11 protein-coding genes are annotated in these 12,723 nt (G+C 54.6%); 9 read left to right on the forward strand and 2 right to left on the reverse strand.

The features are described 5' to 3' along the window. The first annotated feature begins 148 nt into the window (after positions 1–148). Both ydiJ and menI read left to right on the forward strand, forming a co-directional pair. Positions 149–3,205, forward strand: a complete 3,057-nt coding sequence (gene ydiJ / locus NB069_RS09345; protein ID WP_250589083.1) for a D-2-hydroxyglutarate dehydrogenase YdiJ — start codon at positions 149–151, stop codon at positions 3,203–3,205. Then, positions 3,202–3,612 (forward strand): 1,4-dihydroxy-2-naphthoyl-CoA hydrolase, encoded by a 411-nt coding sequence (menI, locus tag NB069_RS09350; protein WP_250589084.1) that lies wholly within the window; start codon positions 3,202–3,204, stop codon positions 3,610–3,612. The genes ydiJ and menI overlap by 4 nt, the downstream gene beginning before the upstream one ends. A gap of 431 nt (positions 3,613–4,043) precedes the next feature. On the opposite strand, the gene NB069_RS09355 is transcribed toward menI, so the two are convergent. Together NB069_RS09355 and NB069_RS09360 are read right to left on the reverse strand one after the other, a co-directional pair. Next, positions 4,044–4,685, reverse strand: coding sequence for a winged helix-turn-helix transcriptional regulator (locus NB069_RS09355; RefSeq protein WP_250589085.1), 642 nt, complete (start codon positions 4,683–4,685; stop codon positions 4,044–4,046). Positions 4,686–4,770: 85 nt separating this feature from the next. Further along, positions 4,771–5,430, reverse strand: a complete 660-nt coding sequence (locus NB069_RS09360; RefSeq protein WP_250589086.1) for a helix-turn-helix domain-containing protein — start codon at positions 5,428–5,430, stop codon at positions 4,771–4,773. Positions 5,431–5,930: 500 nt separating this feature from the next. Between NB069_RS09360 and NB069_RS09365 the strand changes: the two genes are divergently transcribed. The 7 genes from NB069_RS09365 to sufA all read left to right on the forward strand — a co-directional run bounded on the left by NB069_RS09365 (position 5,931) and on the right by sufA (position 12,722). Beyond that, on the forward strand, positions 5,931–6,461 hold the full coding sequence (locus NB069_RS09365; protein WP_250589087.1) for a fimbrial protein: 531 nt from the start codon (positions 5,931–5,933) through the stop codon (positions 6,459–6,461). Between the two features lie 59 nt (positions 6,462–6,520). Beyond that, on the forward strand, positions 6,521–7,198 hold the full coding sequence (locus tag NB069_RS09370) for a fimbrial biogenesis chaperone (RefSeq protein WP_250589088.1): 678 nt from the start codon (positions 6,521–6,523) through the stop codon (positions 7,196–7,198). A 43-nt stretch (positions 7,199–7,241) separates the two neighbouring features. Continuing rightward, complete coding sequence (locus tag NB069_RS09375) at positions 7,242–9,749, forward strand: fimbria/pilus outer membrane usher protein (RefSeq protein ID WP_250589089.1); 2,508 nt, start codon at positions 7,242–7,244, stop codon at positions 9,747–9,749. A 24-nt stretch (positions 9,750–9,773) separates the two neighbouring features. After that, positions 9,774–10,781 (forward strand): fimbrial protein, encoded by a 1,008-nt coding sequence (locus NB069_RS09380; RefSeq protein ID WP_250589090.1) that lies wholly within the window; start codon positions 9,774–9,776, stop codon positions 10,779–10,781. A gap of 12 nt (positions 10,782–10,793) precedes the next feature. Further along, positions 10,794–11,306 (forward strand): fimbrial protein, encoded by a 513-nt coding sequence (locus NB069_RS09385; protein WP_250589091.1) that lies wholly within the window; start codon positions 10,794–10,796, stop codon positions 11,304–11,306. 44 nt (positions 11,307–11,350) lie between these two features. After that, complete coding sequence (locus NB069_RS09390; RefSeq protein WP_250589092.1) at positions 11,351–11,989, forward strand: LuxR C-terminal-related transcriptional regulator; 639 nt, start codon at positions 11,351–11,353, stop codon at positions 11,987–11,989. Between the two features lie 364 nt (positions 11,990–12,353). Continuing rightward, positions 12,354–12,722, forward strand: coding sequence for a Fe-S cluster assembly scaffold SufA (gene sufA, locus NB069_RS09395; protein WP_250589093.1), 369 nt, complete (start codon positions 12,354–12,356; stop codon positions 12,720–12,722). Position 12,723 lies beyond the last annotated feature (1 nt).

The following is a 12,723-nucleotide window of genomic DNA, read 5'->3' on the forward strand; positions in this document are numbered from 1 at the left end:
ACAATAATCATTAGTGATTTCAGCGATTTTTAACAGGCAGATTCTGCCTGTAATTCTGTCGGGCGGATACGTTTAAAATGTGATAAAAATGTGAGACACAACGCAAACGATTATCTACAACTATTCAGATTGGGCAGGGTCGACAGTAATGATCCCACAAATTTCTCAGGCACCCGGCGTCGTTCAGCTGGTGCTGAATTTTTTGCAGGCACTGGAGCAACAGGGTTTTACCGGCGATACCGCCACACGTTATGCCGACAGGCTGACGATGGCGACCGACAACAGTATCTACCAGCTACTTCCCGATGCAGTCGTTTTTCCCCGTTCTACCGCTGATGTGGCGCTTCTTGCCCGTCTGGCGTCCCAGGAGCGTTTCGCTTCATTAATCTTTACTCCTCGCGGCGGCGGTACCGGCACCAACGGCCAGGCGCTGAACACGGGGATCGTTGTCGACATGTCCCGCTACATGAACCGCATCATTGAGATCAACCCGGAAGAGGGCTGGGTGCGGGTGGAAGCCGGCGTGATCAAGGATCAGCTGAACCAGTACCTGAAGCCCTACGGCTATTTTTTTGCCCCGGAGCTGTCGACCAGTAACCGCGCCACCCTCGGCGGGATGATCAATACCGACGCCTCCGGCCAGGGATCGCTGGTGTACGGTAAAACCTCCGATCACGTCCTTGGCGTGCGTGCTGTGCTGCTGGGGGGCGATATCCTCGATACCCAGCCGATGCCGGTTCAGCTTGCCGAAACGCTGGGGAAAGACAACACCACCACCGGGCGCATCTACCGCACCGTGCTGGAGCGCTGCCGCGACAACCGTCAGCTGATTATCGATAAATTCCCGAAACTGAACCGCTTCCTGACCGGCTACGATCTGCGTCATGTCTTTAATGACGATCTCAGCCAGTTCGATTTAACCCGCATCCTTACCGGCTCTGAAGGAACGCTGGCCTTTATCACCGAGGCGCGTCTCGACATCACCCGCCTGCCGAAAGTGCGCCGCCTGGTGAATGTGAAGTACAACTCCTTCGACTCCGCGCTGCGTAATGCGCCCTTTATGGTGGATGCCCGCGCGCTGTCGGTAGAAACCGTCGACTCCAAAGTCCTCAACCTGGCCCGGGAAGATATCGTCTGGCACTCGGTCAGCGAGCTGATCGCCGACGTGCCTGACAAAGAGATGCTCGGTCTGAACATCGTCGAGTTTGCCGGCGATGACGCCGAGCTTATCGAAAGCCAGGTTGAAAACCTCTGCCAGCGCCTCGACGAGCTTATCGCCCGGGGCGAGGGCGGAGTGATTGGCTGGCAGCTGTGTAACGATCTCGCTGGCATCGAGCGTATCTATGCCATGCGTAAAAAAGCGGTGGGTCTGCTGGGGAACGCCAAAGGGGCGGCCAAGCCGATTCCCTTTGCCGAAGATACCTGCGTGCCGCCGGAAAACCTGGCGGACTATATCGTTGAGTTCCGCGCGCTGCTGGACGGCCACGGGCTGAGCTACGGCATGTTCGGCCATGTCGACGCCGGGGTGCTGCACGTGCGCCCGGCGCTGGATATGTGCGATCCGCAGCAGGAGATCCTGATGAAGCAGATCTCCGACGAGGTGGTGGCGCTCACCGCGAAGTACGGCGGCCTGTTGTGGGGCGAGCACGGGAAGGGGTTCCGCGCGGAGTACAGTCCGGCCTTCTTTGGCGAGCAGCTGTACGGCGAGCTGCGCAAAATCAAAGCCGCTTTTGACCCGGACAACCGCCTCAACCCCGGTAAAATCTGCCCGCCGGAAGGCCTTGATACGCCGATGATGCAGGTGGATGCGGTCAAGCGCGGCACCTTCGATCGTCAGATCCCTATCGCCGTGCGCGCCTCCTGGCGCGGCGCCATGGAGTGTAACGGCAACGGCCTGTGTTTTAACTTCGATGCGAAAAGCCCGATGTGTCCGTCGATGAAAATCACCAGCAACCGTATTCACTCCCCGAAAGGGCGTGCGACCCTGGTACGCGAGTGGCTGCGTCTGCTGGCTGACCGTGGCGTGGATCCGCTGGCGCTGGAAAAAGAGCTGCCGGAAAAACGCGCCAGCCTGCGTACCCTGGTCGAACGCACCCGCAACAGCTGGCATGCGCGCAAAGGGGAATATGATTTCTCCCACGAGGTGAAGGAGGCGATGTCGGGCTGTCTGGCCTGTAAGGCCTGCTCCACCCAGTGCCCGATTAAGATCGACGTGCCGGAGTTTCGCTCGCGCTTCCTGCAGCTCTATCACAGCCGCTATCTGCGCCCGATGCGCGATCATCTGGTGGCAACGGTAGAGAGTTATGCCCCGCTGATGGCCCGCGCGCCGCGCACCTTTAACTTCTTTATCAACCAGCCGCTGGTGCGCAAACTTTCTGAGAAGCATATCGGCATGATCGACCTGCCGCTGCTCTCCACGCCGTCCCTGCAGCGTCAGATGGTCGGACACCGCTCCGCCAATCTGACGCTCGAGCAGCTGGAAGCCCTGAGCGACGAACAAAAAGCGAAAACCGTGCTGGTGGTGCAGGATCCGTTTACCAGCTATTACGATGCGCAGGTGGTGGCCGATTTTATCCGTCTGGCCGAGCGGCTGGGGTATCAGCCGGTGCTGCTGCCGTTCTCGCCCAACGGCAAAGCGCAGCACATTAAAGGCTTCCTTAACCGCTTTGCGAAAACGGCGCAAAAGACCTCGGACTTCCTTAGCCGGGTGGCGGAGTTGGGTATGCCGATGGTGGGCGTCGATCCGGCGCTGGTGCTCTGCTATCGCGACGAGTACAAACAGACTCTCGGCGACAAGCGCGGCGACTTCCACGTGATGCTGGTGCATGAGTGGCTGCCCTCCGTTGTCAGCACGCAAACCGTGCCGGAGACCAGCGGCGAGCCGTGGTATCTGTTCGGCCACTGCACCGAAGTGACCGCGCTGCCGGGGGCACCTGCGCAGTGGGCCGCGATCTTCGCCCGCTTCGGCGCGAAGCTGGAGAGCGTCAGCGTCGGCTGTTGTGGCATGGCCGGGACCTACGGGCACGAGGTGGTGAACCATGCGAACTCGCTCGGGATCTACGAGCTCTCCTGGCATCAGGCGATGCAGCGTCTGCCGCGAAACCGCTGTCTGGCGACCGGCTACTCCTGCCGCAGCCAGGTTAAACGCGTTGAGGGCAGCGGCGTCCGCCATCCACTGCAGGCCTTACTGGAGATTATGGGATGATCTGGAAACGTGCGGTCACGTTGCAGGCGTTAAACGCCATGGGCGACGGGAATATGGTGGGACTGCTGGACATCCAGTTTACCCGCATCGGCGAAGAGGAACTTGAAGCCACGATGCCGGTGGATAGCCGCACCCATCAGCCGTTTGGCCTGCTGCACGGCGGTGCCTCCGTGGTGCTGGCCGAAACCCTGGGCTCGGTGGCGGGCTATCTCTGCACCGAAGGGGAGCAGAAGGTGGTGGGGCTGGAGGTGAATGCCAACCACATTCGTGCCGTGCGCAGCGGCCGGGTGCGTGGCGTCTGTCGCGCGCTGCATACCGGCGGGCGTCATCAGGTGTGGCAGATTGATATCTTCGATGAACAGCAGCGACTGTGCTGCTCGTCGCGGCTCACCACCGCTGTCGTCTGAAAAAAAGGCCGCGAATGCGGCCTTTTTGCTTTTCCATCCCGTTGAAATACCGCTGCTTACCGACCGGCCGCAAGAAATGTTAATTCGCGCCCTGAGATCTATGAGACGATTCCTATGCTCCTTCAAGAGCTAAGCCATATTGAGTGCCGGAGATAAGCGCCGGATGGAGCAAGAAGCCCTTAAGATTACCCCTGGTAGTCTTAAGGGCTTTCTTTTTTGTACTCAGTAATCGTTGTGTATGTCCTGCATGGCAGACAGGATAACCAGACCGGTGGTGACGACGGCAACGACGGTGATGGTCACAAGTGCAATGAGCATTTCCCCTCCGTATGCTGCCCTTTTGCAGAAGCATAGCGCACCGGGAGGCGATCGCCTCAGTCATCCGACTGAGATTCGGAAAACGCTTACAACGGGATTGCACGCGGGTTTACTCAATATTTGGTGGGGAGTTTGTTGATTTTAATCAGTCGTCCCTCTTCCATTTCCACGTAACCCCCAGCTTTCAGATCGGCCAGAATACGCATTACACCGCTACGCGAAAGCTGCGTTTTATCCCGGATATACCTCTCTGCGGTGATCCTTTTGCGAAAACTTTCATCCTCGTTCATCAGTTCCAGCAGATGTTTTCGGATCAGCTCATAGGCCGTGGGCGTGCCCTCGGGCATGATGTGGTGGTAGAGCCGGTTATAGACAAACATCAGATGGCGGGACACTAATCCCCACAGATCCTGTTCTTTGCAGATCTCATTGACCTTATCGGCCGGAATAATGCCAATTTTGCACGGCTTAAGGGTTTTGAAATAGTCGTCAAAATAGATATCCGTCAGGTTCGCCAGGCCGAAAACCGCAGGGCTGGTGGCGGTCGACAGCAGCATATTGTTGCTACGGCGATAGAGTGCCACGCTCCCGTCAATTATCAGATAACAGATCCCCTGGCCCTTAATGCAGAAATCAAACCGCTCGCCGCGCTGAGCGTCGAGAAGGGTGGCGTAGGGTTGCAAATGGTTAATAAGTTCCTGTGACCAGGGGGAACCGCGCGGAACCGAACCGGGCGGCATTGTTGGCGATGACATAACACAACCTGTAAGCTGAAGGTGGCCTGATGACGATGATTATAGTGCCACTCGGCTTAAAGAAGCGCGTGTTACGCCCTCCGGATCAATATTTTTGTGGCAGATGGTGAATATCCAGCAGCACGCCTCGCTGCATGGTGATATACCCCCCCGTGCGTAACTCTGACAGGATGCGCATGATACCGCTTCGGGAAAGATAGGTACGACTTTTGATATACGCCGCCGCGGTGGTGTTGAGCCGGACTGAATCCGGTTCCTGTAACAGCTCAACCAGCTGCACCCGAATAATGTCATACGCGGACAATTGCGATATTTGCGAGCAGTGTTCATATATCCGGGAAACCGTATAGATCAGCAGCCGGGAAAAGTGCTCCCATAACCCGTCATTGGCCACGATTTGATTAAATAATGCCAGCGGCATACGCGCCGCTTCAGAATCTTCCAGTGCTCTGGCATATAAATGCTCCGAACAGAGCTGGCTGCTTACGCCCAGGATAAAGGGCGCGGATTCTGAATTAAGCACCACGCTATCGCCACGGCGATGCAGCGCCACGCTGCCGCGTAATAATAGCCAGCACTGCCGGACATCCGCTTCATAATAATGCACCACATCGCCTTTTTTAATCGCGATAGTCTCGGTAAAGGGACGAAGATGCGCTGTAAGTTTTTCTATGTCGGCAAAAGGTTTTAACGCCAGCGAAGATGTGTTGGGATCGGCCTTTACCGCCGTCATTCGGGTATTCATCAGGTGACCTCAATCTTAACAAATTGTCGATGCGTTATTACTGGGTAGGATTATCTTAAAAAGCATTGGCACAGGGAATATGAGGGTTTGGTCTAAAAATAGACCGGACATAAGCATCTGATTTTAACATGTTGATTGATATTTGTTTTTCCATCCAGTCTATTAATGGACCGGATAAGGACAGACAAGATTACATTCATCAGGATGAGATGACTTTCCTGGTATAGCGTTAAATACCCGCGGTGACGCCAACGAAAACAGCCTGCCCCAAAGTCTACAACTAGACTCAAAAACAATTTGAGTTTGGATAAATCTTAATTTAAATTGCCGCCATGTGAATAAAAAACAGGCAGGGTCTTTTATAAACAGACAGGGTTTTGTTTTTTTATTTGCACACAGGAACCAGCTAAACGGGCATACAAAAATAAAAGGTGATGCACACCTTGAGGATGCTTTTGCCCAAAAAATGGTGATGACAAATGATATTAAGGAAAAATATTATGAAAAAGAACATGATTATTATTGCGTTAACTGCTCTGGCTGCCGTTTCTTCCTCTTCCGTTTTCGCGGCAGCAGGCACGGTTAATTTTGCCGGAAATATTCTGGACTCGGCCTGTGAAGTCGCCGTTGCATCGCAAAACCAGACTGTGATCATTGGTGACTTCTATAAATCAGAATTCGCCGGGATGGGAGACAGAACAGCGGCAAAAGGCTTCGATATTATATTAAAAGATTGTCCCGTTACCGTCACCTCAGCGAAAGTCCGCTTTGACGGTACGCCAGACTTAACTAACCCGAGCCTGCTGGCAATTAACGCTTCGGTAGCGGGTGCAGCCACCGGTGTGGCGATTAATCTGATGTCGGCGGATAAAGCCGATCTGCCGCTGCACGGAGAGAATAATTATAACTACGTGCTGAGCAGTACCCAGGATAATACCCTGAAGTTTTATGCACAGTATATTTCTACGGCGTCAAGCGTGACGGCGGGGCCAGCAAACTCTGTCGCCAACTTCTCTGTCGACTATAACTAATTTCCTGACTGGACATCAGGAGGGGCCGGAAAACGGCCCCGTTGTTACTGAGGTATGTAATGAAATGTGTTCACAAAACCCTGCTCGCCAGTCTGCTTGTTGTGACCGGTATGTCTGCTGCACAGGCGGGTATCATTATTGGCGGAACACGCCTTGTATTTGATGGCAGTAAAAAAGAAGCGTCTATCAACGTCAATAATCCCGATCAATCACCGTATCTGGTTCAGTCGTGGATAGAGGCGGCCGGAAACAGCACGCAAAAGCCGCCTTTTATTATTACGCCGCCCCTTTACCGGCTGGATAAAGGGCAGCAAAACGTTGAGCGGGTGGTATTGACCGGGAAACTACCTCAGGATCGTGAAAGTCTGTTCTGGCTGAATATAAAATCAATACCCTCGGCAACCACTGTAGAGAACTCGCTGCAAATTGCCGTAAAAACGCGAATCAAATTAATTTATCGTCCGGCAGGACTTAAGCGCTCAACACCAGAGGAACAGGCCGATAAATTAACCTGGCGACGCAGGGGAGATAAAATAGAGATCGCCAACCCTACCGACTATGTCATGAATTTTAATGAAATTACCGTCGGGGGTAAAAAAGTGCCAGACGTCACCTGGATATTGCCGCGTTCACAAACGGTTATCAATCTGCCTGGCCAAATCACGACAGGGGCAGTGGTTTTTAAATTGATAAACGATTTCGGCAGCACAGGGGAAGCACATACGGCAAACCTGTAAACAATAACCGGGTAACAGGTAATATTCATGGAGCAGCGACAGGATGGACATTAGCGGATATAAAGTCACGTGGCTGGCATGGTTTATTACCCTTGCCCTGACGGGTGATTTAAATAAAGCTCAGGCGCGGGAATTTTTTAACCCAGATTTAATCGAGCTTGATAATCCTGGTATTGACAAGGCTGATTTACGGGGCTTTGAGACGGGTTCCCAGGCGGCAGGTATTTATCATGTTGATATCATTCTTGACGGTCAGCTGATGGATACCCAGGACATCACCTTTCAAAAGGTCGGCGACGATCGGGGCGAGACGCGGCTTGAGCCCTGTCTCAGCGTTGAAATGTTGAGCAAGTGGGGCGTTAAGACGGAGAATTTTCAGGATCTTAATCAACCCGGTACTCCCTGTGCGCGTCTGGATGCCATTCCCCAGGCCAGCACGGATTTTCAGTTTGCCAGCCAGCGTCTCGTTATCAGCGTTCCGCAGGCCGCGCTGTCGATGCAGGCCAGAGGCTATGTTCAACCCTCACTGTGGGATGAAGGGATCACCGCCGCGATGCTCAATTACCAGCTGAGCGGCGCAAACACGCTGAACAAAAACGGCGGCAATGACAGCAGCCAGTATGCAAACCTGCGACCGGGCCTCAATGTTGGACCCTGGCGACTGCGTAACTACCTCACCTGGTCACGTGATAACGATGGCCAGACCCAGTGGGATAACGTTTATACCTATGCCCGGCGGGCCATTATCCCGTTGAAAGCGCAGCTGACGCTGGGGGACAGTTCGGCTCCGGCAGATGTCTTCGACAGCATGCCTTTTCGCGGCGGGCAGCTGGCCTCGGATGAGGAGATGCTGCCAGACTCGCTTCGGGGATACGCTCCGGTGGTGCGCGGCATTGCCAGAACCAATGCCCAGGTGATTATCCGCCAGAACGGCTATCAGATTTACCAGAACTATGTTGCACCCGGGGCATTTGAAATCACCGATATGTACCCGACCGGCGGCGCAGGGGATCTCGACGTCACCATTAACGAGGCCGACGGCAGCGTGCAGCACTTTATCGTGCCGTTTGCTTCCCTGCCTGTCCTACAGCGGGAAGGGCAACTGAAGTACGCTCTCACCGCAGGCCAGTACCGCTCGTGGGACAGTCGCGTCGATAAAACACCGTTCAGCCAGCTGACCGGGATCTACGGCCTTCCCTATGGCCTGACCCTATACGGCGGTTTTCAGGGCGCGAGCAAATACCAGTCGCTGGCTGTCGGGATGGGGAAAAATCTGGGCGATTTTGGCGCCTTCTCCGCAGATGTCACTCAGGGCTGGTCCACGCCGAAAGATGAGCGAAAATCGAACGGTCAGGCATGGCGGGCACGCTACAGCAAGAATTTTGTGGGCAGCGGGACCAACTTTGCCATCGCCGGTTATCGCTACGCCACCCGGGGTTTTTACGGGATGCAGGAGGTGCTGGACTCTTATGGCAGCGACGGCGCTGACACCGAAAGGCGTCGCAACCGTGCCGAGATAACCCTGAGCCAGACCCTGGGCAACAATCTGGGCTCACTGATGTTAAGTGCCATGAGGGAAGATTACTGGAGCGCCGGTCAGTCGAAGAGCGCCTGGAGCCTGGGCTACAACAACGTCTGGCGTAGCGTCAGCTACGGACTGACCTACACCTCAAGTCAGGACGGGCACAGCGGCGACAGCCGTTATGCCAGAGATGAAGTGGTCTCTTTTAATATCAGCGTTCCGCTGGCGGCCCTTCTGCCGCAGGCCTGGGTGAACTACAGCCTTACCGCCAGTAAAAACGGCGGCACCACGCACATCCTGGGGATCAACGGCACGGCGCTGGAAAATAACGCCCTCAGCTGGAACCTGCAGCAGGGTTACGGCACGAATAACGTCGGCTATACCGGCAACGTTAACGGGGATTACAAGGGCACCTACGGAGAAGTGACTGCCGGCTACAGTTACGATCGGCACAGCGACCGTCTGAATTATGGCCTGCAGGGTGGGGTGGTTGCCCACGCAGACGGCATCACCTTTTCCCAGGCGCTGGGTGAAACCAATGTGCTGATAAAAGCGCCCGGTGCTGCCGGGGTAGGCGTGCAAAACCAGTCAGGGGCCAGAACGGATTACCGCGGTTATACCCTGAGCGGCAATGTGACGCCTTATCGCAAAAACGAGGTCTCGTTAATGACCGAAACCTTGCCCGGCGACGTCGAACTGGAACAGACGGTACAGACCGTGGTGCCGACCCGGGGCGCGATTGTGCGGGCCAGTTATGTTGCCAGCATCGGGCTGCGAATACTGATGACGCTCACCCGGCAAAATGGCCAACCCGTTCCGTTCGGGGCAATTGCCACGGTGAACGGGGCGCAGAATTCAGGATTTATTGTCGGGGATAGCGGGCAGGTTTATTTAACCGGTTTGCAGCCGGATACGACATTAACGGTGACGTGGGGCGAAGGCGAACAGCAGCGTTGCCAGGCTCATTACACCCTTAATAACCCACAACCCGTCAGCGATATTATTCACGCTGATGTTGTGTGCCGCTAAATGAATTAATGTGGATTAATCGAAATGTCTATTATCAGACGTCTGATCATCGTGCTGGGGATCGTATTTCCGCTGTACGGCTACGGGTGTAATTACACCACTGTCGGCGCGCCTTATTCCGTCAATTACGGGAATATTATCGTGCAGCGTGATGTTGCTGTCGGCCAGGCAATAAGCAATGAAATTTATGGTTCAATGGCGCTGGCCTATAGCTGTACGGCTACCGGCAATGAAGGCTCGACTGCCGGGATGAAAAGCGGGGTATTACCCTATGCGTTTACCTCCGCTAATGGTCGCCGTGTTTATCAAACCGGCTTGCCGGGGGTCGGGGTGTCGGTGGGATACTACGAGAAATCCACCGCCGGCCCAAGATCGTTCAGTGGGTACACCTGGCTCGGGGCCGATATCTTCACGGCTTCATGGTCATCGAACCCGAATGATGTCGACACCAGTAATTTCCAGCCGATTATCCAGTTCTGGAAAACCGGCAATATCACCTCGGGTTCCGTAACCGGCCAACTGGCGTCGTTCGTGGCCTGGACCGAGCAATACCGGGGCGGCACAGCGGCACCGGAAATCCCGGTCTATGCGGGAACCGGTTCGATTACCCAGGTGGCCTGCGACATTACGACGCCAAATCTGGTGTTCCCCCTTGGCGACATCCCGGCAGGCAATTTTGGCGACACCGTTGGCACCATCCCTAATCGCGGGCAGAACACGCAGAACCTCGGCCTGAACTGCGACAGTGGAGCGAATATTAACGTCACGCTGAGCGGGATTCAGTACCCGGACCTGGGTGATAACAGCGTGCTGGCGCTATCCGGTCAGGACTCTCCGGGCGTGGCGGACGGTGTGGGTGTGCAGCTCCTGTATAACGGCACGCCGCTGGTACTGAACAGCACCATTGCACTGAAACAGACCGCGGGGGGGCAGGAGAGTTTGCCCATCACCGCCCGTTACTATCAAACCAAAACCGCGGTAAACACCGGAACCGCAAATGCCAGTGCCACCCTTATCCTCACCTACCAATAAAAGGAAAGGCCGATGACGCTCAATATCATCGCAGTCGCGTTCGCCTGCCTGTTTACCGCCGGGGCGGCAGCAATGGATGCGGTCAATATCGCCGTGAAAGGCAACATTGTGGCCTCACCCTGCGTATTTAACGGCGGCAACGCGGTTGTGAACGTCAGTCTGGGAAATATGCAGGCAAACAATATGGCGACACCGGCCTCTTCATCCACGCCTGTTCCCTTCAGTCTGACTTTTACCGACTGCCCGGCAGCAACCCAGAGCGTGACGGCCACCTTTAACGGTACCGCCGATCCTGCTGCCGGATCGAATTATTTCAAAAACAGCGGGACAGCGAGAAATATCGCGCTGGGCATTATCGACACCCGGTCAGGGCGCTTAATAGGTTCGGGTAGCAGCGTTACTCAAAATATTGGCATCGATCGCACCGCCACCATGAATATGCAGGCCATTGCGTATTCCAGTGCCGGCGGCGTGACGCCGGGCACCCTCGGCGTCGCGGTGATCCTGACCCTGGAATACAACTAGTTGTAAATGGCAGAAAGACGATAAACAGGAAGTGGAGGAGAGACATGACCGTCAACGTGCTTATTAAAGAGACAGATACACTTTACTGTTATGCGCTGAAAAATTTCATTGGCGATCTATTCAGAACAGAGTTCCTGAGTGAGATTCACTTTATTACGGAATTTACCCGGGAGAGTATTCGCGATGCCGATATCATTGTGCTGTCACTTTGCCGTGGCGAGCCATTTATCTGTACACCCGAATTACTGGCCCGGGATAAAGGGGTGATGATTGGTCTCATCAACGGCGAACAGTACGTAAAAGAGACCTTACCGGGCTGTTTTAAAGAGATGGCGTTCATCTCGCGGGATGCTCCCCTGAGCGATTTTTATCAGATTTTCCGGGCGGCCTGGCAACACCTGCAGAGTGGCGAGCAGAAGTGTGAAAGCCACTCCTGTGCTGATTGCCATCACCGGACGTTATCGCCCCGGCAAACCGTGATTATGGCAAGCCTGTACCAGGGACTGTCGACGCCAGAAATTGCCAAAAAACTGCATATTGATTACAAAACGGTGTATGCGCACAAGTATGACGTTATGCAGAAATTTCAGCTGACCAGCGATCACGACCTGCAGGTGCTGTTGTCCAGAATGCGTGAAAAAACCATGCAGATAAATTTATTGCGCGAATGCCTGAGAAGCTGACCACGGGCAGAGGGTAACCGAGCAGCCCGCCCGCCTGGGCGGGCTGTCCATGCTGGGGTCATAGTGTACAAACGCTAAAGCAGCCGGGCGGGCGTATAAAACAGCTATCCCAAAAATAGGCATTTTCTATACATATTTTCGCTTTTGACCGTTTCCGTCGATTTCCTCGAGTATTTCCTCTTAATATCAATCAATTAAACATTACTGTTCAGGTCTGATAAGCCCGTCAGCAGGGTCTATGCTTAATGAAAGTAAGCAAAAAGGGCGATTAAGCCGAATGTCCCTGCAACTGAGGGGTTGAAGTGATAATCATTATCACTAACATGGTGTTATGCCCTGGGGGCGCAATACATGAGGTGGACTTATGGAACAGCATTCAGAAACGTTTGATCCGACAGATTTTGCGTGGCGTGGACTAACGCTAACGCCTGCCGCAGCGGCGCACATTCGCGAGCTGGTCAGCAAACAGGCAGGCATGCTTGGCGTGCGGTTAGGGGTGAAGCAGACGGGCTGCGCCGGTTTCGGCTATGTCCTGACGACCGTCAGCCAGCCGGAGAAAGACGATCTGGTCTTTGAACATGACGGCGCCCGACTCTATGTGCCACTCCAGGCTATGCCGTTTATTGACGGTACGGAAGTGGATTACGTGCGCGAAGGCTTAAACCAGTTATTCAAATTCAATAACCCGAAAGCCCAGAACGAATGCGGCTGCGGCGAAAGTTTTGGGGTATAGG

The sequence above is a fragment of the Leclercia adecarboxylata genome, assembly GCF_023639785.1.
Classification (GTDB): Bacteria; Pseudomonadota; Gammaproteobacteria; order Enterobacterales; family Enterobacteriaceae; genus Enterobacter; species Enterobacter adecarboxylatus_D.